The following is a 20,343-nucleotide window of genomic DNA, read 5'->3' as shown; positions in this document are numbered from 1 at the left end:
GGCGGCCAGGTCGTCGGCAGCGGTCCCCTCGCCGGGTTGACGCGGGCGACGACCTCGTCGAGCACGCGCCGCACCGACGGTTCGCCCACCCACAGGTGCTTGGCGCCCTCCACGGCGACGACCTCCGCCTGCGGCAGCGCGGCGAAGCGCTCGCGCGCCTCGGGCGGGCGCAGGAAGTCGTCGTGCTCCGGCACGAGCGCGGTCACCGGCCGGCCGAGCTCGCCCCAGGCGCGCAGGTCCTCCGGGGTGGACCAGCGCAGCGGCGGCGACAGCAGGATCAGCCCCTCCACCAGCGGGTCGCGCCCGTGCACCAGCGCCAGGTCGGTGCCGAACGACCACCCCAGCAGCCACACCCGCGGCAGCTCCCGGAACTCCACCAGCTCCAGCGCGGCGGCGACGTCGTGGCGCTCGGCGCCGCCGGCGTCGAAGGTGCCGCCGCTGGTGCCGCGCGGGCTGGAGGTGCCGCGGGTGTTGAAGCGCAGCACCGCCAGGTCCGCCAGCGCGGGCAGCCGGTAGGACGCCTTGCGCAGCACGTGGCTGTCCATGAACCCGCCGGCCGTCGGCAGCGGGTGCAGCGTCACCAGGGTCGCGACCGGGTCGCGCTCGGCGGGCAGCGCGAGCTCGCCGACCAGGGTGAGCCCGTCGGCGGTGTGCAGCTCCACGTCCTCGCGGCGGGCCGGCAGGACCAGGTCCGAGCGGATCTCCACGGGGCCGGCACCGGGCTCCGGGGCGCCGCTCACCGGTCCAGCTCCTCGCGAAGCACGCCCAGCAGCGCCGAGACGTCGGCGCCGGTGGTGTCGAAGGAGGTGACGAAGCGCGCCTCCACCTGCCCGGGGCCGTGGTGCGGGTCCCACACGAAGAACGGCACGCGCGCGGCGGCGCGCTCGGCGACGTCGGCGGGCATCGAGGCGAAGACGGCGTTGGCCCGCACTGGGTGCGTCAGGCGCACCCGGGAGCCCAGGTCCTGCGCACCGCGCGCCAGCAGGTCGGCGGCGGCGTTGGCGGCCGCGGCGTTGCGGACCCACAGGTCCCCCTCGAGCAGCGCCAGCAGCTGCGCGGAGGCGAAGCGCGCCTTGGACAGCAGCTGCAGCGACTGCTTGCGCAGCCGGGCCAGGCCGGGCGCCGCGGCCTGCTCGCGGACCACGACGACCTCCGCGATCCCCCCGCCGTTCTTCGTCCCGCCCAGGGAGACGGCGTCCACGCCCAGCCGCGTGGTCAGCTCCCCCAGCCCGGCGCCCAGGGCGACGGCGGCGTTGGCCAGCCTGGCGCCGTCCACGTGGACCCGCACGCCCAGGCCGTGGGCCACGTCCACCAGCTCGCGCACGTGCGTGGCCGAGTAGACCCCACCCAGCTCGGTGCTCTGCGTCAGCGTCAGCGCACCGACGGGCGCGGCCATCGGGCCCTGCGCGCGGCGCACCGCGCGCTCGAGGTCGGCCGGGTCGACCAGGCCGTCGGGGGCGGGCAGCGGGATCAGCTTCGTGCCGCCGACGTGCTCGAGCGCACCGCCCTCGTCGTGCAGGACGTGCGCCTGCTCCGAGCACAGCACCGACTCCCACCGGTGCGTCAGCGCCTGCAGCGCCACCACGTTCGCCCCGGTGCCGGTGAGGACGACCGCGGAGGCGGTGTCCGGGCCGAAGTGGCCGCGCAGCACCTCCTCCAGCGCGGCGGTGTAGGGGTCGGCGCCGTAGCTGGGGACGTGGCCGCCGTTGGCGGCCGCGAGCGCCGCGAGCACCTCGGGGTGCATGCCCGCGGCGTTGTCGCTGGCGAAGGAGCGGCGGCCGGGGTCGTGCCGGGCGATCGCCGGGGCGTGCTCTGCGGTGGGTGTTCCGGTCACCCGGCGACGGTAGTGCGGCGCGCCGAGCGGTCGCAGCGCGGGGCGGTGAGGGCGGGTGGGCGGAGGGGCGGGGATCAGCGCGGCCCGCGCCGCTCGCGCGCCCGGAAGCAGGACGCGTGCCAGTGCCGCCGCTCGCTCACCCCGTCGGCCGGGCTGAAGGTGCCTCGGGAGGGCCAGACCACCAGGTGCGCGGCGCCGGGCGGGATGTCCTGCGCGCAGCCGGGGCAGCGGTAGGTCTTGGTGGAGGTGTCCCCGCGCAGCGGGCGCACCACCCAGGAGCCGTCCGGGCCGGTGACGGTGCGGTCCACGCCCCGTCCCAGCACGCCGCGCGGCGGCGGGTCGGGGCGGCGGCGGTTGGCGCGGGGCACGGGTTCCATGGTGGCAGCCGGGACCGGGCGTCGCCGCGGCGGAGTCCCCTCCACACCACCGTGGCGCGCCCGGTCTCACCCCCTCCACCGCGCGGGGCGCGCTTTTCGTTACAGCCCCCTTCCGGGGGACGGCCCGCGGCGGCACGGGGTGCGGCGGTCGGGGCGGGCGGGGTCGGCGGGGCGGCGCGGGCACGGGGTGCTCAGGACGTAAGCTGCCCGACCGTGCGCCTGGTCATCGCCCGCTGCTCCGTCGACTACGCGGGGCGCCTGTCCGCGCACCTGCCGCTGGCCACGCGCCTGCTGCTGGTGAAGGCGGACGGCAGCGTGCTCGTGCACTCCGACGGCGGCTCGTACAAGCCGCTGAACTGGATGAGCCCGCCGGCCCGGCTGACGGTGGCGCCGGCCGGGGAGGACGCCGCCGAGGGCGTCGTGGAGACCTGGACGGTGCGCAACCTCAAGAGCGACGACCGGCTGGTGGTCTCCGTGCACGAGGTGCTGCACGACTCCAGCCACGAGCTCGGCGTGGACCCGGGCCTGGTCAAGGACGGCGTGGAGGCGCACCTGCAGGAGCTGCTGGCCGAGCACATCGGCACGCTCGGTGACGGCTACCGGCTGGTGCGGCGGGAGTACCCCACGGCGATCGGGCCGGTGGACATCCTGGCCCGCGACGGCGGCGGGGGCGCGATCGCGGTGGAGATCAAGCGCCGCGGCGACATCGACGGCGTGGAGCAGCTGACCCGCTACCTGGAGCTGCTGAACCGGGATCCGCAGCTGCGGCCGGTGGCCGGCGTGTTCGCCGCCCAGGAGATCAAGCCCCAGGCGCGCACGCTGGCCACCGACCGCGGCATCCGCTGCGTGACGCTGGACTACGACGCCCTGCGGGGCATGGACGACGTCTCCGCGCGCCTGTTCTGAGCCTCCCGGCCGCCGGCCGGCAGGCCCGCGGGCGCGTGCTGCACCTGCGGCGGTGCGCCCGCCGCGCGGACCCGCTCGTCGTCCACCCGCAGCACCCGGTGCAGGCGGGTGACGCGCACGAGCCGCAGGGCGGGCGGCGGCACGTCCCGCAGCACCATCTCGCGGCCGGCGCGCTGGGCGCGCCGGTGCGCCCCCACCAGCACCCCCAGGCCCGTGGCGTCGGCGACGACGACACCGTCGACGCTCACCACCAGGGGCCCGCTGCCGCGGTCCACGGCTGCGTGCAGCGCCGTGCGCACCTCCGGCACCGAGTGCACGTCGAGGCGGCCGGTGATCCGCACGAGCCTGCCGGGATCCTCCTCGACGACGGTGGCACCGCCCGGCGGTGCCGCCCGGGCGGCGCGGCGCGCCACCACGTCGTCCGCGGCGCTGGGCGCCGCTCTCCTTGCTGCGACCTGGATCGCCATGTGTTCCTCCCCCGAGGACGCCGGTCGTGGTCACCGGCTGAGACGCAGGGGCCCGTCGTGCGGTTGCACCGTGCACCCACCCATCCTGAGCACCCTGTGTGCTGACTCTGCCACCGTGTGCAGTCAGAGGGGAGGGGGGCGACACGGCGTTCACCGAACGGTGACCTCGCCGCGGCGCCCCGCTGGACAGGGTGGCCACACTGGGGGCGTGACGTTCAGCGGCTACTACTACGCGGTGGGCCCCGTGCTCGCGCTGCTGGTCGTGGGCGTCCTCGTCCTCCTGCTGCGCTGGACCTTCTCGTCCGGCCGCTCCCTGGTGGAGCGGCGCCCCCGCAGCGGCAGCAGCGGGGAGTACGGCCTGCTGGAGGTGGTCTCGGCGCCGTCGACCTTCGTGGAGGCGGAGGTGCAGCGGCGCACGCTCCTCGACGCCGGCATCCGCGCCACCCTGGCCCCCACCACGGAGGGACCGCGCGTCATGGTCTTCCCCGAGCACGCCGCCCTGGCCCGCCAGCTGCTCGCCGGCCGCGGCGAGCAGCCCTGAGCAGCACCGCCCCGCTCCCCCGCCCCGTCAGCGAAGGCCGCTGCGGGCCAGGCCCGCGACGAACTGCCGCTGCGCCAGGGCGAACAGCACCAGCACCGGCAGCGCCGAGACCAGCGCACCGGCCATCAGGGCCGGGTAGTCCGTCGTGTACTGGCTCTGCAGGAACGACAGCCCCACGGGCAGCGTGTAGAGCTCCGGCGCCCGCAGCGCCACCAGCGGCCAGGCGAACTCGTTCCAGCGCCACGTGAAGGTCATGACGACCAGCACCGCCACCAGCGGCCGGGCCAGCGGCAGCACCACCGACCACAGCGTGCGCAGCTGGCCCGCGCCGTCCAGCTGCGCCGCCTCCAGCAGCTCGTCGGGCAGCGACAGGAAGTACTGCCGGGCCAGGAACACCCCGAACGCCTCCGCGGAGCGCGGCACGATGACCGCCCAGTACGAGTTGATCCACCCCAGGTCGTTGACGAGGTCGAACTGCGGCACCAGCAGCGTCTGCACCGGGACCATGAGGGTCGCGACGATGCAGAAGAACACCACCGTGCGCCCGGGGAAGCGGTGCTTGGCCAGCACGTAGCCCGCCAGCACGTCCACCACGACGGTCAGCACCACCGCCACCACCGCGATCGCCGCGGAGTTGACCACCCACTGCAGCACCGGCAGGTCCACCAGCGCGCGACGGAACCCGCCCAGGTCGACGGAGGTGGGCACCAGCCCCACCCGGCCCGTCGCCAGGTCCGCGCGCGCCGACAGCGCCGTGACGACCATCCAGTACAGCGGGAAGACCCACACGAGCGCCAGGGCGGTGACCACCACCAGCCGGGGCCAGCGCACCGGGCGCCGCACCCGGCCCGGGCGCGGGCGCACCGTCAGCTCGCCCCGGCGCTCACGGACCGGGGCGCTCACGCGACCTCCTCGGAGTCGCGCTGCACCCACCAGGCGACCACGGTCGCCAGGAGGACCACGCTGAAGACGACCACCCCGATCGCCGAGCCGTAGCCCTCGGCGCGCGCCTGGAAGCCCTGCGCGTAGGCGTAGGTGACGAGGATCTCGGTGGCTCCGGCCGGGCCACCGCCCGTCATGACCCGCACCACGTCGAAGGTCTGGAAGACCTCCACCACCATGAGCACCACCACGAAGAACGTCGTGGGGCGCAGCAGCGGCCACGTGACGTACCGCACCCGCTGCCGGCGGGAGGCCCCGTCCAGCTCCGCGGCCTCCAGCACGTCGCGGTCCACGCCCTGCAGCGCGCTGAGGTAGAGGACGACCACCAGACCGGTGCGCGCCCAGAACAGCACGACGAACACCGACACCGCGGCCGCCGCACCGCTGGACTGCCAGTCCGGGGCGGGCAGCCCCAGCTGCGTCAGCGCGCGGTCGACCACGCCGACCTCCTGGTCGAAGATCCACCGGCCGGCCATGGCGACCACCACGCCGGACAGGACGTAGGGCGCCAGGAACAGCGCGCGGAACAGGCCCCGCGCGGGCAGCCGTTCGCGCAGCAGCAGCGCCAGGCCGAAACCGGTGGCGACGCTGGTGGGCACCGACACGAGCGCCAGCAGCACGGTGTTGCCGGCGGCCCGCCAGAAGACGGGGTCGCCCACCATGCGCGCGTAGTTGTCCAGCCCCGTGAAGCGGGCCTCGCCGATGCCGGTGGAGTCCGTCATCGAGATCCGCACGGCCTGCACGAGCGGGTACAGCACGAACAGGCCGAACAGCACGAGGGCGGGGGCCAGCAGCGCGTACGAGGTCAGCCAGCGGCGCACCGGCCGGCGGGTGGCCGTGCGGGGGGTGGTGCGCGGTACGCGCCGGGACGCCGGGGCCTCGGCACCCGGCGCTCTCACGCCCGGACCACCGACCGCACGCCCTCGGTGATGTCGCGCAGGGCCGCGCGGTCGTCCGCGGAGCCGAGGAACGCCTCGTCCAGGCGGTCGCGCAACTGGGTGTTGATCGCGCTGAAGCTCGGCACGACGACCTGCTCGACCAGCGGGGTGCGGATCGCCCGCGCCTGCTCCACGTACAGCTCCATGAGGTCCGGGCGCACGTTCCAGTCGAGCGCGGCGGCGTCGACGTCGCTGCGGGTGGGCAGCACCGTGGCGGCGGCGCAGAAGTCCCCCATCTGCTCGGCCTGCGCGCAGAAGGCGAGGAAGTCGAGCGCGGCGTCCCGCTTGTCGCTCGCCTCGACGGCCACCAGCGCGTTGCCGCCGAGGTCGGCGGAGGCGTTGACGTCGCGCGGCAGGAAGGTGGCGGAGTAGCCGAACCCGCCGCTGTCGATCTCGGCGAGCAGGAAGTCCCCGGCGAAGCACAGCGCGACGGTCTGGTTGAGGAAGAGGTCGCTGGCGGCCTGGCCGCGGGTGCTGGCGTTGGGCGGGGTCCAGCCCTGCCGGAAGAGGTCGCGCGTGAAGGACAGGGCCTTCAGCATCCCGGGGTCGTCCTCCACCACGCCGGTGAGGTCCTCGGTGAGGAGCCGGCCACCTGCCTGGTCGACCCAGTCCAGCCAGCGGAAGGCCCCGGCGTTCTGCCAGTTCACCGCGACCGGGTAGGTGTCGGCGCGGGTCGGCTGCACGCGGCGCAGCACGTCGGCGAACTCCTCCCACGTCCACGCCCGCTCCAGGGTGCCCGGCAGCGTCAGCCCGGCGGCGGCCACGGCCTCGTCGTTGACCAGGACCATGGAGGTGTCGGTGTGGTGCGGGACGCCGAAGGTGCCGCGCTCGTCGGTGACCGCGTTCCAGAAGGCGGGCAGGAACGACGGCTCCAGCTCCGCGGCACCGGGCAGGTCCGCGAGGACGCCCTGCGCCCGGTAGGCGGCCACGTCGGTGTAGCTGACCCGGAAGAGGTCCGGGGGGCTGTCGGTGCGCAGGGCGGTGTCCACCGCGGTGAGGACCTGCGAGTACGGCACGACCTGCAGCCGCACCCGCGGCCCCCCGGCCGCGGCGAAGTCGTCGGCGAGCTTCTCGAAGGCGGGCACCTCCGCCTCGCTGGCCCAGGTGATCATCGTCAGCTCGTCCGGGTCGCCGGACGTGCCGCCGGAGGCGTCGGTGGAGAAGCCGCTGCAGGCGCTGAGGCCGGCGGTGGCGGCCGTCCCGGCGCCCGCGCCCAGCACGGCGCGGCGGGTGGCCGACGCGCGAAGGGGTCCGGGGCGGGCGGCGGAGGGGGCGGTGCGGGGTGCGGTCACGTCAGCTCCTGGGGTAGCCACGGGCCGCGGTTCGACCCGCCGGGGGCTGCAGCGGGGGTGGGTGCGCACGACGCTAGCCGTTCGGGCCCGTCCCGGCCCGACTAATGTGACAGATCGTTCAAGCCACGTTGACGTTCTGTCCCGGCGGTGCCGATTCCAGCCAGGACGCGAAACCCGTGTAGGCGTCGGAGCTCATCGCCAGCTCCAGGGCTGCGCCACGGTGCCTGCACTCCACGACGATGGCACCGGGCTGCACCGCGAGGCGCTCCTGCCCGTCGGCGTCGCGCCGCCGCGTCACGTCGAGCGCCCCCCGTGCGAAGGAGCACGAGGGGCGCGGCGACAGGGAGAACGTGCGGTACCAGTCCAGGCGATCGGTCTCGTAGCGCGCCACCCCCAGCGCCCAGCGGCGGGAGGAGGGGTGGCGCACCGAGCAGTCGAACGTGCCCAGCCGCCCGGTGAGGCGGCGCCGGCGCACGAGGACCAGGACCAGGCCGAGCAGGACCACCAGGGCGCAGGCGCCTGCCACCTCCAGGGACAGCAGCAGCTCGCGCACGCCGGTCGGTCCTCCCCCGGTCAGTCCGTCAGCGGTCCTCGGCGGCCCGACCGGTGCCCTCGCGGACCGTCTCGGCCACGATGGTCACCGTGTCGGAGTCGACGGAGAAGAACCCCCCGTCCACGTGGACGGTGGTGCCGCCACCGGTCCCGGTGACGGACACCTCCCCCTCGGCGAGGACGGCCAGCAACGGCTCGTGGCCGGCCATGATGCCGATCTCGCCGTCGACGGTGCGGGCGCGCACCAACGTCGCCTCACCCGACCACACGGACCGGTCGGCGGCGACCAGCTCGACCTGCAACGGCACCCTGAGCTCCTTCGTCCTTCGTGACGGCTACCGGCCCGTGAGGGCTCAGTCGCCCTGCTTCTGGATCTCGGCCCACTTGCGCTCGACGTCCTCGAGGCCGCCGACGTTGAAGAACGCCTGCTCGGCGATGTGGTCCATCTCGCCGTCGGCGATCCTCGAGAAGCCCTCGATGGTCTCCTTCAGGGGGACCGTCGAGCCGGCGACGCCGGTGAACTTCTCCGCCATGTAGGTGTTCTGCGACAGGAACTGCTGGATGCGCCGCGCGCGGGAGACGATGAGCTTGTCCTCCTCGGACAGCTCGTCGACGCCCAGGATCGCGATGATGTCCTGGAGCTCCTTGTTGCGCTGGAGGATCTGCTTCACGCGCACCGCGGTGGAGTAGTGGTCCTTGGAGATGTACAGCGGGTCCAGGATCCGGGAGGTCGAGGCCAGCGGGTCCACCGCGGGGTACAGACCGCGCGAGGCGATCTCGCGGGAGAGCTCCGTGGTGGCGTCCAGGTGGGCGAACGTCGTGGCCGGTGCCGGGTCGGTGTAGTCGTCCGCGGGCACGTAGATCGCCTGCAGCGAGGTGATCGAGTGGCCGCGGGTGGAGGTGATGCGCTCCTGCAGCACACCCATCTCGTCGGCCAGCGTCGGCTGGTAGCCCACCGCGGAGGGCATGCGGCCCAGCAGGGTCGACACCTCGGAACCGGCCTGGGTGAACCGGAAGATGTTGTCGATGAACAGCAGCACGTCCTGCTTCTGCACGTCGCGGAAGTACTCCGCCATCGTCAGCGCGGACAGCGCCACGCGCAGGCGGGTGCCCGGCGGCTCGTCCATCTGACCGAAGACCAGGGCGGTCTTGTCGAAGACGCCGGCCTCGGCCATCTCGCCGATGAGGTCGTTGCCCTCGCGGGTGCGCTCCCCCACGCCGGCGAAGACCGACACACCGCCGTGGTTCTGGGCGACGCGCTGGATCATCTCCTGGATGAGGACCGTCTTGCCCACGCCCGCACCGCCGAACAGGCCGATCTTGCCGCCCTGGACGTACGGGGTGAGCAGGTCGATGACCTTGATGCCGGTCTCGAACATCGTGGTCTTCGACTCGAGCTGGTCGAAGCTGGGGGCCTTGCGGTGGATCGGCCAGCGCTCGGTGACCTCCAGGCGCTCGCCCTCCTCGAGGTTGAGGCAGTCGCCGATGGCGTTGAAGACGTGACCCAGGGTCACGTTGCCGACCGGGACGGAGATCGGGGCACCGGTGTCGACCACGGGAGCGCCGCGCACCATGCCGTCGGTGGGCTTCAGCGAGATGGCGCGGACCATGTTGTCGCCGAGGTGGGAGGCCACCTCGAGGGTCACGGTCTGGGTCTGCCCGCCCATGCTCACCTCGGTGGTGAGGGCGTTGTTCTGCTCGGGCATCGTGTCGGCCGAGAACTCGACGTCGACGACGGGGCCGATGACTCGGGCGATGCGGCCGGTCGCACCCTTGTTGGTGCCGGCGGCCGATTCGGTGACGGTGGCGGTCATGTCGCTCCTCGGGCTTCCTTCGTCGAGTCAGTTCTTGCTGAGTGCGGGGGGCTCAGGCGCGCGAGCCCGCGGAGGAGAGGGCGTCGGCGCCGCCGACGATCTCGGTGATCTCCTGGGTGATGTCCGCCTGCCGGGCGTTGTTCGCCAGCCGCGTGAGGCTCTTGATCAGCTCGTCGGCGTTGTCGGTGGCCGACTTCATCGCCCGCTGGCGGGCGGCGAGCTCGGAGGCCGCGGCCTGCAGCAGGCAGTTGTAGACGCGGCTGTTGACGTACTGCGGCAGCAGCGCGTCCAGCACCGCCTCGGGGCTGGGCTCGAAGCTGTACAGCGGCATCAGCTCGCCGTCCTGCTCCCCCGCGCCCTCGACGACCTCCAGCGGCAGCAGGCGGATCACGCGGGGCTCCTGCGTGACCATGCTGACGAAGTGGGTGTACACGACGTGGATCTCGTCGACACCGCCCTCGGCGGCCTCGCGCCCGAAGTCGGCCACGAGGCGCTCGCCGATCTCCTTGGCGTGCTCGTAGCGCGGCGAGTCGGTGAACCCGGCCCACTCGGCGGTGACGTCGCGCCGGCGGAAGCGGTAGAAGGACGCCGCCTTGCGGCCGACGAGGTAGGGGGAGACCTCCTTGCCCTCGGCGCGCAGGGCCGCCGTCAGGCGCTCCCCCTCCCGCAGCACGCTGGAGGAGTAGGCGCCGGCCAGGCCGCGGTCGGAGGACAGCAGCAGGACCGCCGCCCGCCGCACCTGCGGCTTCTCGGTGATCAGCGGGTGGTCGAGCGAGGCGTTGGACGCCGCGGCCGACACCGCACGGGTGAGCGCCCGGGCGTAGGGCGTCGACGCCCGGACGTTCGCCTGCGCCTTGATGATGCGCGACGCCGCGATCAGCTCCATCGCCCGCGTGATCTTCTTGGTCGCCTGGACCGAGCGGATCTGCCGCCGGTAGGCCCTCAGCTGGCCTGCCATGTCCTGCTCCTCTTCCCTGCTCCGCTCGGTCCCTGCCGTGACTGGTGCGCGTCCCGCGTCAGCGGGCCGCGGTCGCCCCGCCCCGGTTGGTGGTGATGCGCTCCTGCGAGACGTCGCCCGCGTCGGTGCGGCCCTCGTCGGTGTCCGCGGGCACCGGCGTGGTCTCCTCGGAGGAGGAGAACTGCGGCTTGAAGGCGTCCACGGCCTTCTTCAGCTCCTCCTTGGCCCCGTCGGAGAACTGCTTGGTCTCGCGGATCCCCTGCATCACGCCCGGGTGCTGGCGCTTGACGTACTCGAGGAACTCGCGCTCGAAGCGGCCGATGTCGGCGACCTCGACCGAGTCCAGCTGCCCGGTGGTACCGGCCCAGATGGAGACGACCTGCTCCTCGAGGGAGTACGGGGTGTACTGCGGCTGCTTGAGCAGCTCCACCAGGCGCGCACCGCGGGCCAGCTGGTTGCGCGACGCCTGGTCCAGGTCGGAGGCGAACATCGCGAACGCCTCCATGGCGCGGTACTGCGCCAGGTCCAGCTTCAGCGTGCCGGAGATCCCCTTGATCGCCTTCGTCTGCGCGGCACCGCCGACGCGCGACACCGAGATGCCGACGTCGATGGCGGGACGCTGGTTGGCGTTGAAGAGGTCGGACTGCAGGAAGATCTGCCCGTCCGTGATGGAGATGACGTTGGTGGGGATGTACGCCGAGACGTCGTTGCCCTTGGTCTCGATGAACGGCAGGCCGGTCATCGAGCCGCCGCCGAGCTCGTCGGACAGCTTCGCGCAGCGCTCCAGGAGGCGGGAGTGCAGGTAGAAGACGTCACCGGGGTACGCCTCGCGGCCCGGCGGGCGGCGCAGCAGCAGGGACACGGCGCGGTAGGCCTCGGCCTGCTTGGACAGGTCGTCGAAGACGACGAGGACGTGCTTGCCGCCGTACATCCAGTGCTGACCGATGGACGAGCCGGTGTACGGGGCCAGGTACTTGAAGCCGGCCGGGTCGGACGCCGGGGCGGCGACGATGGTCGTGTACTCCATGGCGCCCGCCTCCTCCAGCGAGCGACGCACGGAGGCGATCGTCGAGCCCTTCTGGCCGATGGCGACGTAGATGCAGCGGACCTGCTGCTTCGGGTCGCCGGACTCCCAGTTGGCCTTCTGGTTGATGATCGTGTCGATCGCGATGGCGGTCTTGCCGGTCTGGCGGTCGCCGATGATCAGCTGACGCTGGCCGCGACCGACCGGGATCATCGCGTCGATGGCCTTGATGCCGGTCTGCAGCGGCTCGCGGACCTCCTGGCGCTGCACGACCGAGGGGGCCTGCAGCTCCAGGGCACGGCGGGTCTCCGCCTCGATCGGCCCGAGGCCGTCGATCGGCGCGCCCAGCGGGTTCACGACGCGGCCCAGGAAGGCGTCGCCGACGGGCACGGAGAGGACCTCACCGGTGCGGTGGACCTCCTGGCCCTCCTCGATGCCGGAGTAGTCGCCCAGGACGACGACGCCGATCTCGCGCACGTCGAGGTTCTGAGCCAGGCCCAGGGTGCCGTCCTCGAAGCGGAGCAGCTCGTTCGCCATCACCGAGGGCAGGCCCTCGACGCGCGCGATGCCGTCGCCGGCCTCGCTGACGCGCCCGACCTCCTCGCGCGCGGCGGAACCGGGGTCGTACGACGCCACGAACGCGTCGAGAGCGTCCCGGATCTCCTCCGGGCGGATGGTCAGCTCGGCCATGGGATGCCCTGCTCTCCTTCTGGGGGTGCTGTCTGGGGTGCCGGCGGGTGCTGCCCGCGCCCGTGGCGGGTGCTCGGTCCCGGCGTCGCCGGACCGCCGAGCGGCGGTTCAGTGCGTGCTGCGACCCATTGTCCCCCCGTCGCGGGGGGCAGGTCGACCGAGCCGCCGCCCGTCGACCGCCGGCTCAGCCGGCGAGGCGGCGGCGGGCCTCGGCGAGCCGGGTGGACACGGCGCCGTCGATGACGTCGTCGCCGATGCTCACCCGCAGACCGCCGACCAGCTCGGGGTCGACGTCGACGTTGAGGCGCACCGGGCGCCCGTACTGGCGGCTCAGCAGCGCCGAGAGCCGGTCGTGGTGCTCCTGGCTCAGCGGCCGGGCGCTCACCACGTGGGCGACCATCTGCTCGCGCCGGCGAGCGACGACCGTGACGAACTCCTCCAGCAGCCGCTCGGCGCGCACGCCGCGCGGCGACGAGGCCGCCCGGCGGGCCAGCTGCACGGCCTCCGGGGTGGCCCTGCCCAGCAGCAGCCGGGACACGAGCGCCGCCCGGTTGGCGGCCGGCGCCGTGCGGTCGGCCAGCGCGTCGCGCAGCGCCGGGTCGCCGGCCACCGTGCGGGAGAAGCGGAACAGCTCGTCCTCGAGGGCGTCCAGGTGACCGGAGCGCTCCGCCTGCGCCGCCACCGCCGCCACCGCCAGCTGCTCGCAGGCGTCGGCGAGGTCGCGCGAGGCCCCCCACCGGCCGGTGGCCAGGGCGGCGACGGTCTCGACGGCGGCCGGCGAGACCTTGCCGCCCAGCACGGCACGCACGAAGGCGGCCTTGGCCGCCCCCTCGCGCGCCGGGTCGGTCAGCGCCCTGCGCAGCCCGATGGAGTCGTCGAGCAGCGAGGTGACCGCGAACAGGTCCTCGCCGGTGCGCCCGGCGTCGGCCCCCTCGGCGGCCAGCTGCGCCTCGAGCACCTCCTGGGCACGGGCCAGGCTGACCCGCGCCGTGCCGCTGTCGAGATCGGTCATCGGGCCGTCACGCCCTGCTCGGAGGTCTCGAGCTCGGCGAGGAAGCGGTCGACGACACCGCTCTGGCGCGCCGGCTCCTGCAGCGACTCGCCGACGATGCGGGAGGCGAGGTCGGTGGCCAGGCGGCCCACCTCGGCGCGCAGCTGCGCCGCGGCCTGCACGCGCTCGGCCTCGATCGTGGCGCGGGCGGACGTGGTGATCCGCTCGGCCTCGGCCTGGGCCTGCTCGCGCATCTCCGCGATGATCGCCGCACCCTGCTGGCGGGCCTCCTCGCGGAGGCGGTTGGCCTCGCCGCGGGCATCGGCGAGCTGCGCCTTGTACTGCTGCAGCGCGGCGTTGGCCTCGGCCTGCGCGCGCTCCGCCTTCTCGACACCGCCCTGGATCGCCTCGCGACGCTCCTCGAAGGCCTTCTCGAGCCGCGGCACGACGACCTTGGCGACGAGCAGGTAGAGCAGGGCGAGGAAGACGAGCCCGGCGATGAGCTCACCGGGGTGCGGCAGGACCGGGTAGGCCTCCTCCCAGAAGCCCCCCTCCTCCTCGGCCGCTGCGGCCATCACCCACGCGGGCATGTGCGCTCCTTAGCTGTCAGTGGTCTCGCCGACGACGGTGGTCGGTCACTCGCCGCCCGGGTTGATGAAGGCGAGGACGAAGCCCAGGATCGCGAGCGCCTCGGCGAGCGCGAAGCCCAGGATGGCGATGGGCTGCAGCATGCCGCGGGACTCCGGCTGGCGCGCCACGCCGTTGATGTAGGCGGCGAAGACGAGACCGACGGCGATGGCCGGGCCGATCGCGGCGAGGCCGTAACCGATGACATTGAGGCTTCCACCCATGGTGTGGATCGTTCCTTTCTCGGACCGGCGCCGGTGGCCCCGGGGACGTTGGGTCGTGCGGTGGGTCAGTGCTCGTCGGCGAGGGAGCCGGCGATGTACGTGGCGGTGAGCAGCACGAAGATGTACGCCTGCAGCACCTGGATCAGCAGCTCGAAGAACGACATCACCAGGCCGAACAGGTAGGAGACGACGCCCGCGGCGGGCAGCAGTCCCTCACCGTGCAGCAGCAGGTGTTCGCCGCCGAGGAACAGGACGAGGATCAGCATGTGACCCGCGAACATGTTCGCGAACAGTCGCACCGCCAGCGTCAGGGGGCGCGAGATGAAGTAGGTGAACAGCTCCAGCAGGTAGACGACCGGCACCAGGAAGATCGGCACGCCCGCCGGCATGAGCGACTTGAAGTACCCGCCCACGCCCTTCCGCTTCATGCCGATGAGGTGGTACAGCACGAAGACCACCAGCGTCAGCGCGATCGGGAAGCCGATGCGGCTCATCGTCGGGTACTGGATCGGCGGGATGACCCCGAAGACGTTGTTCACCAGGATCAGCGTGAACAGCGTGAACAGCAGCGGGACGTAGCGGAGGAACTCCTTGGACCCGATGATGTCCCGGGCGACGCCGTTGCGGACGAAGCCGTAGAGGGCCTCCACCGCGAACTGCTTCTTGTTCGCGGGCACGACGCTGAGCCGCTTGGTGGTCGCCAGCAGCACCGCGGCGATGATGACGAAGCTCAGCGCCATCAGCACCATCGGCCGGGTCAGGGCGAAAGCACCGTCCCCGATCAGCGGCTGCCAGAAGTCCGCGGGCGCGGGAGCCTCGAAGGACTCCCCGCCTGCGGTGGCGAGCGTGGACAGGCTCACAGCGTCTCCTCCGTACGAACGCCAGTGTGTGGACGGGGGGCCGGGGCGGTGCGCCAGGCACCCAGCCGCGCTGTGCGCGGGCTGAGCGTCACTTGCGCGAACCGTACCGGAACCACACGTAGTAGATGCTCAAGGCCATGCCGCCGAGGCTGCCGACGACCGCGAGGAACGAGGTGTCCAGCAACCGGTCGAGCAGCAGACCCAGCAGACCGAAGCCGACGATGCCCGAGATGAGGTACGACGCCGCGTTCCAGGCCACGCTGTCGTTCAGCCGGGCCTCCTCGCGCGCGTCCTCGTCCGGCCGCCTGTCCTCCTCGGGCATGGTGGAGCGAACGGTAGCAGTCACCCACGTCAGCTCCCCGCACCCGGACGGCCGTGGCCGAGCTCGAACACGGGAAGGCGCAGCCGTCGGAACGCGACGCACGCAGCGGCGCTCCACGCGACCGTGCACACCGCGGCGGAGACGGCCGCCGCGGCGCCGTCGAGGGCCGGCAGGTCGCGCAGCACGAGGACCGCGGTGGCGAGCACCGTGACCTTGAACAGGTAGACCATGAGGGCCAGCGCCAGGCTCAGACCCGGCTCGACGTGCTTGACCACCCGCAGCAGCAGGAAGGTCGACGCCAGGAAGACGGTGGCGAGGCCACCGCCCGCCAGGGCGCCGAACGCACCGTCCGCGCCGGAGGTGGCACCGATGCCGGTGCACCCGGCCCAGACGAGGACGACGGGGGGCAGCGCGCGCCGCGGAACGACGTTGAACACGTCGTCGGCACTCCTCGTCACAGCGGCTGCTCTCTGTCGTCGGCGGGTCGTCCGGGGTTCGGCTCGTCGGCGGGTCCGCGGCTCACCGGTGCGGGAGCCGGGCGGACTTCGTGAAAGCTATCACGAGACGAAGGGTCTCCTACGCACCGTCGTGGACCCCCTCGCGCGGGCGCGCGGACCGCTCCCGGGGCGGGGCCGTCCCGGCCGCGACGGCCTCGTCCGCCGTCCGGGTGGCGCGCCCGCGGGAGCGCCGCCAGAACAGCGGCCCGAAGGTGAAGGCGAGGACCACGCTGCCCGCCGCGAGGGCCACCGCGAGCGCCTGCACCAGCGGCAGGAAGGCGTACGACGCGGCACCGAAGCTGAGGAACGCGGCCCACGAGTACATGACGAGCACCGCCACCCGGTGCGAGTGCCCCATCTGGAGCAACCGGTGGTGCAGGTGCTTCTTGTCCGGGTGCCAGAACGCCTTGCCCGCCCGGGTGCGCCGCACCACGGCCAGCAGCATGTCCCCCAAGGGCACCAGCAGCACGGCCACCGGCAGCACGAGCGGGAAGAACGCCGGGACGATCTCCGCGTCGGCGACCGTCTCGGGGTCGACGGTGCTCGTGGCGGCGATGGTCGCCGTGGCCAGCAGCAGGCCCAGCAGCATCGAGCCGGAGTCGCCCATGAAGATGCGCGCCGGGTGCGAGTTGTGCGGCAGGAACCCCACGCAGCAGCCGACGGTGATGGCCGCGACGAGGGTCGCCAGCGAGGAGAAGTCGTCGGGGAACTGCCCGCGCTGCAGGGCGTACGAGTAGAGGAAGAACGCCACAGCGCCGATGCCGACGATGCCCGCGGCCAGGCCGTCGAGGCCGTCCACGAAGTTCACGGCGTTCACCGACACCAGGACCACGAGGATGGTGATCGCCATCATCGCCGGCGCCGACAGCAGCGTGACTCCGCCGATGGGCAGCTGCAGCAGGCTGATGCCCTGCCAGCCCATCACCCCCGCCGCCAGCACCTGCCCGGCGAGCTTGGTGACGGCGTCCAGCTGCACGATGTCGTCGGCCACCCCCACCGCGCAGACGATGGCCGCACCCGCCAGCACCCACTGCGGGCCCGGCGAGGCGTCGAACACCCGCGAGGTGAAGGGGATGCGGCTGGCCACGAGCAGCGCCGCCGCCAGGCCCAGCAGCATCGCCACCCCGCCCATGCGGGGAACCGGCACCGAGTGCACGTCCCGGTCGCGCAGCGGGGTGATGGCGCCGACGCGCTGCGCCAGCCGCCGCACCAGGGGCGTCGTCAGGTAGGTGACGGCCGCGGCGACGACGATGACCAGCAGGTAGACGCGCACCCCGGATCAGCCCTGCGGGGAGGCGTCGGCCCGCTCGCCCTCCGGGCCGTCGCCGGCGGTCGCGGCGCCCGGCTCGGGCACCGGTCCGGGGTCGGGTTCGGGTTCGTACCAGCCCTTCGGCACCGCGCGGCGCAGCTCCTCCTCGCTGAGCGCGCCGACCCGCAGCACCCGCAGCGGCCCGTCCGAGGCGTCCACGATGGTCGAGGGCGCGCCCTTCGGGCTGGGGCCGCCGTCGAGGTACACCCGCACGGACGAGCCGAGCTGGTCGACGGCCTCCTGCACGAGCGTGGCCGCGGGCCTGCCCGACAGGTTGGCGCTGGAGACGGCCATCGGTCCGGTGCGCTTGAGCAGCTCCAGCGCGACGGGGTGCAGCGGCATGCGCAGGGCGACCGTGCCGTGCGTGTCGCCCAGGTCCCACGTCAGGGACGGCTGCGCGCGGCACACGATCGTCAGCGCGCCGGGCCAGAAGGCGTCCATGAGCTCGCGCACGGCGAACGGCACGGCCGCGGCCAGCCCGTCCACGGTGCGCACCTCCGGCACGAGCACGGGCGGCGGCATGTCGCGCCCGCGCCCCTTGGCGTCCAGCAGCTTGCGCACCGCCGCCGGCGAGAACGCGTCCGCGCCGATGCCGTAGACGGTGTCGGTGGGCAGCACGACGACCTCGCCGCGCTTGACGGCGTTCTCGGCCGCGGCCAGGCCGCGCTCGCGGGTCACCGGGTCGGCGCAGTCGAAAGGGGGTCTCACACGGGCGAGTCTCCCACCGGTGCGCCCCGGTTCGGGGCGGCACCCGCCCGGCGGGTCCCCGCGACCGCGGTGGTGTCAGGTGCGGCGGGCGCTGGTGCAGCGGGGGCGCCCGGTCAGGTCCCGGTGACCCTCGACCTGCCGCCACGCGGGACCGGCCAGCAGCCGGCGGGCGCCGTCCTCCTGCACCTCGGCGTGCTCGACGACGACGAGGCCGCCGGGTCGCAGCAGGCGGGCCGCGGCCGCCACCACGCGGCGGGGCACCTGCAGGCCGTCCTCGCCGCCGCCGTAGAGCGCGAGCTCGGGGTCGTGGCGCGCCACCTCCACCTCCTGCGGCACCGCCCCCGGCGGCACGTACGGGGGGTTGCTGACGACGACGTCGACCTCGCCGTCGAGGTCGCCGAACGCGCTCGCCGCGTCCCCCAGCCGCAGGTCCAGCCCGGGCCCCAGGTCGTCGGCGTTGCGCCGCGCCCACGCGTGCGCCATCGGGTCCAGCTCCACCGCGTGCACCCGGGCCGCCGGGACCTCGACGGCCACGGCGAGGGCGATCGCCCCCGAGCCGGTGCACAGGTCCACCACGACGGGCCGCGCGCCGGACGCGGCGAGGCGCGCCGCCTCGTCGACGGCGAACTGCGCGACGAGCTCCGTCTCCGGCCGGGGGACGAACACGCCGGGCCCCACCGCCAGCTCCAGGGAGCGGAACGGGGCCCGCCCGGTCAGGTGCTGCAGGGGCACCCGTTGCGCGCGCTGGGCGACCAGGTCGGCGAACGGCCCGGGCTCCACCGGGGAGCCGAGGGCGGCCAGCACCCCGAGCCGGGAGCGCTCCACCCCCAGGGCGTGCGCCAGCAGCACCTCCGCGTCCACGCGCGGGCTCTGCACCCCCGCCGCGGCCAGCTCCGCCTCCGCCCGGCCGACCAGCTCGCGGACGGTGCGGCCGGACGCCGGTGCGTTCACGCCACCCCGCCCGCCGAGGCCAGCTGGGCCGCCTCGTCGGCGTCGACGGCGGACTGGATCACCGGGTCCAAGTCGCCGTCGAGGACGGTGTCGAGGTTGTACGCCTTGAAGCCGGTGCGGTGGTCGGCGATGCGGTTCTCACCGAAGTTGTACGTGCGGATGCGCTCCGAGCGGTCCACCGTGCGCACCTGGGAGCGGCGGGCGGCGGAAGCCTCGGCGTCGGCGGCCTCCTGCGCCGCGGCGTGCAGGCGCGCCCGCAGGATGCGCATCGCCTGCTCGCGGTTCTGCAGCTGCGACTTCTCGTTCTGGCAGCTGACGACGATGCCGGTGGGCAGGTGCGTGATGCGCACCGCCGAGTCCGTGGTGTTCACGCTCTGCCCGCCGGGCCCGGACGAGCGGAAGACGTCCACGCGCAGGTCGTTCGGGTCGACCTGCACCTCGACCTCCTCCGCCTCCGGCACCACCAGGACGCCCACGGCCGAGGTGTGCACGCGCCCGGCGGACTCGGTGACGGGCACGCGCTGCACCCGGTGCACCCCGCCCTCGTACTTCAGCCGGCTCCACACGCCCTCGGCCGCGGCGCCGCGGGTCTTCACCGCGACGGAGACGTCCTTGTACCCGCCCAGGTCGCTGGCGGTGGCGTCCAGCAGCTCCGTCGTCCAACCGCGCCGCTCGGCGTAGCGCAGGTACATGCGCAGCAGGTCCCCGGCGAACAGGGCCGACTCCTCGCCCCCCTCCCCCGCCTTGATCTCCAGGATCGCGTCCCGGGAGTCGTCGGGGTCCCGCGGCAGCAGCAGCCGGCGCAACCGCTCGGCGGCCTCGTCCGCGGCGCGCTCCAGGGCGGGCAGCTCCGCGGCGAAGGAGGGGTCCTCGGCAGCCAGCTCGCGCGCGGCGCCGGCGTCGTCCAGGGCCGTGCGCCAGGTGGTGTGCGCCTCCACGACCGCGCCCAGCTCCGCGTAGCGCCGCCCGAGCGAGCGGGCCAGCGCCGCGTCGGCGTGCACCGCGGGGTCGGCCAGCCGCCGCTCCAGCTCGGCGTGCTCGGCGAGCAGCGGCTGGACGGACTCGAACACGGCGGGGACCTCCGGGGGACGACGGGCGACGGGGCGGGAACGCGACAGCGCCGGCCCCGCCGCCCGGGAGGGCGGTGGGACCGGCGCTGCGAGGGTGCTACTGGGCGTTCTTCTTGCCGTAGCGCGCCTGGAAGCGAGCCACCCGGCCGCCGGTGTCCAGGATCTTCTGCTTGCCCGTGTAGAACGGGTGGCAGGCGCTGCACACGTCGGCGCGGAGCTCGCCGCTCGTCGAGGTGCTGCGGGTGGTGAACGTGTTGCCGCAGGTGCAGGTCACCTGGGTGTCCACGTACTCCGGGTGGATACCGGCCTTCATGGTGTTCTCCTCGTCGCGTCGAGCGGCACCGGGTCGCCCTCCCCCGAGGGGGTGGTGCGGGCGTGAGCCGGGGCCTGCGGTCGAGCCAGTGTCCCACAGCGGGCTGCAGGAGCGGCTCACCTGGTGGAACCGGCGG

At 73.9% G+C, this 20,343-nt stretch carries 25 protein-coding genes; 2 read left to right on the top strand and 23 right to left on the bottom strand.

Annotated elements, in window-relative coordinates; translation table 11 throughout:
• From MN205_RS12555 to MN205_RS12545, 3 genes are all read right to left on the bottom strand, one after another.
• On the bottom strand, nucleotides 1-740 hold a 740-nt coding region (locus tag MN205_RS12555), incomplete at its 3' end, for an alpha/beta hydrolase (RefSeq protein WP_242127732.1).
• A complete protein-coding gene (locus MN205_RS12550; RefSeq protein WP_242127730.1) occupies nucleotides 737-1,834 on the bottom strand; it encodes a low specificity L-threonine aldolase in 1,098 nt (365 codons plus the stop codon). The genes MN205_RS12555 and MN205_RS12550, both read right to left, overlap by 4 nt.
• Nucleotides 1,835-1,908: 74 nt before the next feature.
• Nucleotides 1,909-2,211 (bottom strand): hypothetical protein, encoded by a 303-nt coding sequence (locus MN205_RS12545; protein ID WP_242127728.1) that lies wholly within the window; start codon nucleotides 2,209-2,211, stop codon nucleotides 1,909-1,911.
• Nucleotides 2,212-2,424: 213 nt separating this feature from the next.
• Between MN205_RS12545 and nucS the strand changes: the two genes are divergently transcribed.
• On the top strand, nucleotides 2,425-3,117 hold the full coding sequence (gene nucS, locus MN205_RS12540; RefSeq protein WP_242127726.1) for an endonuclease NucS: 693 nt from the start codon (nucleotides 2,425-2,427) through the stop codon (nucleotides 3,115-3,117).
• On the opposite strand, the gene MN205_RS12535 is transcribed toward nucS, so the two are convergent.
• Nucleotides 3,069-3,530 carry an STAS domain-containing protein gene (locus tag MN205_RS12535; protein WP_374115933.1) on the bottom strand — a complete coding sequence of 154 codons (462 nt, stop codon included), beginning with the start codon at nucleotides 3,528-3,530 and terminating at the stop codon, nucleotides 3,069-3,071. The two genes, nucS and MN205_RS12535, sit on opposite strands and share 49 nt — an antisense overlap.
• 262 nt (nucleotides 3,531-3,792) lie before the next feature.
• Between MN205_RS12535 and MN205_RS12530 the strand changes: the two genes are divergently transcribed.
• A complete protein-coding gene (locus tag MN205_RS12530; RefSeq protein WP_242127722.1) occupies nucleotides 3,793-4,125 on the top strand; it encodes a hypothetical protein in 333 nt (110 codons plus the stop codon).
• 27 nt (nucleotides 4,126-4,152) lie between these two features.
• Here the strand turns inward: MN205_RS12530 and MN205_RS12525 are convergent, their stop codons facing one another.
• The 19 genes from MN205_RS12525 to rpmE all read right to left on the bottom strand — a co-directional run bounded on the left by MN205_RS12525 (nucleotide 4,153) and on the right by rpmE (nucleotide 20,207).
• Nucleotides 4,153-5,028 carry a carbohydrate ABC transporter permease gene (locus MN205_RS12525; protein ID WP_242127720.1) on the bottom strand — a complete coding sequence of 292 codons (876 nt, stop codon included), beginning with the start codon at nucleotides 5,026-5,028 and terminating at the stop codon, nucleotides 4,153-4,155.
• Nucleotides 5,025-5,966, bottom strand: coding sequence for a carbohydrate ABC transporter permease (locus tag MN205_RS12520; protein ID WP_242127718.1), 942 nt, complete (start codon nucleotides 5,964-5,966; stop codon nucleotides 5,025-5,027). The genes MN205_RS12525 and MN205_RS12520 overlap by 4 nt, the downstream gene beginning before the upstream one ends.
• The gene (locus MN205_RS12515; protein ID WP_242127717.1) at nucleotides 5,963-7,297 is read right to left on the bottom strand and encodes a sugar ABC transporter substrate-binding protein; all 1,335 of its coding nucleotides are present in this window, start codon (nucleotides 7,295-7,297) and stop codon (nucleotides 5,963-5,965) included. Before MN205_RS12515 ends, MN205_RS12520 begins: the two co-directional genes overlap by 4 nt.
• 118 nt (nucleotides 7,298-7,415) lie before the next feature.
• Nucleotides 7,416-7,850: a DUF2550 domain-containing protein gene (locus tag MN205_RS12510; protein ID WP_242127716.1), complete on the bottom strand. Its 435-nt coding sequence runs from the start codon at nucleotides 7,848-7,850 to the stop codon at nucleotides 7,416-7,418.
• A 28-nt stretch (nucleotides 7,851-7,878) separates the two neighbouring features.
• Entirely contained in the window at nucleotides 7,879-8,157 is a 279-nt protein-coding gene (locus MN205_RS12505; RefSeq protein WP_242127714.1) for a F0F1 ATP synthase subunit epsilon, read from the bottom strand.
• 45 nt (nucleotides 8,158-8,202) lie between these two features.
• Nucleotides 8,203-9,663, bottom strand: coding sequence for a F0F1 ATP synthase subunit beta (gene atpD / locus MN205_RS12500; RefSeq protein ID WP_242127712.1), 1,461 nt, complete (start codon nucleotides 9,661-9,663; stop codon nucleotides 8,203-8,205).
• 52 nt (nucleotides 9,664-9,715) lie between these two features.
• On the bottom strand, nucleotides 9,716-10,621 hold the full coding sequence (locus MN205_RS12495) for a F0F1 ATP synthase subunit gamma (protein ID WP_242127710.1): 906 nt from the start codon (nucleotides 10,619-10,621) through the stop codon (nucleotides 9,716-9,718).
• 58 nt (nucleotides 10,622-10,679) lie between these two features.
• Nucleotides 10,680-12,335: a F0F1 ATP synthase subunit alpha gene (gene atpA, locus MN205_RS12490; protein ID WP_242127708.1), complete on the bottom strand. Its 1,656-nt coding sequence runs from the start codon at nucleotides 12,333-12,335 to the stop codon at nucleotides 10,680-10,682.
• A 184-nt stretch (nucleotides 12,336-12,519) separates the two neighbouring features.
• Nucleotides 12,520-13,347, bottom strand: coding sequence for a F0F1 ATP synthase subunit delta (locus MN205_RS12485; RefSeq protein WP_242127706.1), 828 nt, complete (start codon nucleotides 13,345-13,347; stop codon nucleotides 12,520-12,522).
• Nucleotides 13,344-13,916, bottom strand: coding sequence for a F0F1 ATP synthase subunit B (locus tag MN205_RS12480; RefSeq protein WP_242127704.1), 573 nt, complete (start codon nucleotides 13,914-13,916; stop codon nucleotides 13,344-13,346). The genes MN205_RS12485 and MN205_RS12480 overlap by 4 nt, the downstream gene beginning before the upstream one ends.
• Nucleotides 13,917-13,961: 45 nt before the next feature.
• Nucleotides 13,962-14,177 (bottom strand): ATP synthase F0 subunit C, encoded by a 216-nt coding sequence (locus MN205_RS12475; protein ID WP_166611252.1) that lies wholly within the window; start codon nucleotides 14,175-14,177, stop codon nucleotides 13,962-13,964.
• A gap of 65 nt (nucleotides 14,178-14,242) precedes the next feature.
• Entirely contained in the window at nucleotides 14,243-15,037 is a 795-nt protein-coding gene (gene atpB / locus MN205_RS12470; protein ID WP_242127702.1) for a F0F1 ATP synthase subunit A, read from the bottom strand.
• A gap of 88 nt (nucleotides 15,038-15,125) precedes the next feature.
• Nucleotides 15,126-15,359: a hypothetical protein gene (locus MN205_RS12465; RefSeq protein ID WP_242127700.1), complete on the bottom strand. Its 234-nt coding sequence runs from the start codon at nucleotides 15,357-15,359 to the stop codon at nucleotides 15,126-15,128.
• Between the two features lie 29 nt (nucleotides 15,360-15,388).
• Nucleotides 15,389-15,817: a hypothetical protein gene (locus MN205_RS12460; protein WP_242127699.1), complete on the bottom strand. Its 429-nt coding sequence runs from the start codon at nucleotides 15,815-15,817 to the stop codon at nucleotides 15,389-15,391.
• Nucleotides 15,818-15,935: 118 nt separating this feature from the next.
• Complete coding sequence (locus MN205_RS12455; RefSeq protein ID WP_242127697.1) at nucleotides 15,936-17,129, bottom strand: glycosyltransferase family 4 protein; 1,194 nt, start codon at nucleotides 17,127-17,129, stop codon at nucleotides 15,936-15,938.
• 6 nt (nucleotides 17,130-17,135) lie between these two features.
• Nucleotides 17,136-17,873, bottom strand: coding sequence for an L-threonylcarbamoyladenylate synthase (locus MN205_RS12450; RefSeq protein WP_242127695.1), 738 nt, complete (start codon nucleotides 17,871-17,873; stop codon nucleotides 17,136-17,138).
• 75 nt (nucleotides 17,874-17,948) lie between these two features.
• Nucleotides 17,949-18,824 (bottom strand): peptide chain release factor N(5)-glutamine methyltransferase, encoded by an 876-nt coding sequence (prmC, locus tag MN205_RS12445; protein WP_242127694.1) that lies wholly within the window; start codon nucleotides 18,822-18,824, stop codon nucleotides 17,949-17,951.
• Nucleotides 18,821-19,894 (bottom strand): peptide chain release factor 1, encoded by a 1,074-nt coding sequence (gene prfA / locus MN205_RS12440; RefSeq protein WP_242127691.1) that lies wholly within the window; start codon nucleotides 19,892-19,894, stop codon nucleotides 18,821-18,823. The genes prmC and prfA overlap by 4 nt, the downstream gene beginning before the upstream one ends.
• Before the next feature lie 97 nt (nucleotides 19,895-19,991).
• The gene (gene rpmE / locus MN205_RS12435; RefSeq protein WP_242127689.1) at nucleotides 19,992-20,207 is read right to left on the bottom strand and encodes a 50S ribosomal protein L31; all 216 of its coding nucleotides are present in this window, start codon (nucleotides 20,205-20,207) and stop codon (nucleotides 19,992-19,994) included.
• Between the last annotated feature and the right edge of the window lie 136 nt (nucleotides 20,208-20,343).

Source organism: Kineococcus sp. TRM81007 (assembly GCF_022669155.1).
In the GTDB taxonomy this organism is placed as follows: Bacteria; Actinomycetota; Actinomycetes; order Actinomycetales; family Kineococcaceae; genus Kineococcus.
Note: the sequence above shows the minus strand (reverse complement) of the source record. Positions and strands in the feature narration are given on the sequence as shown.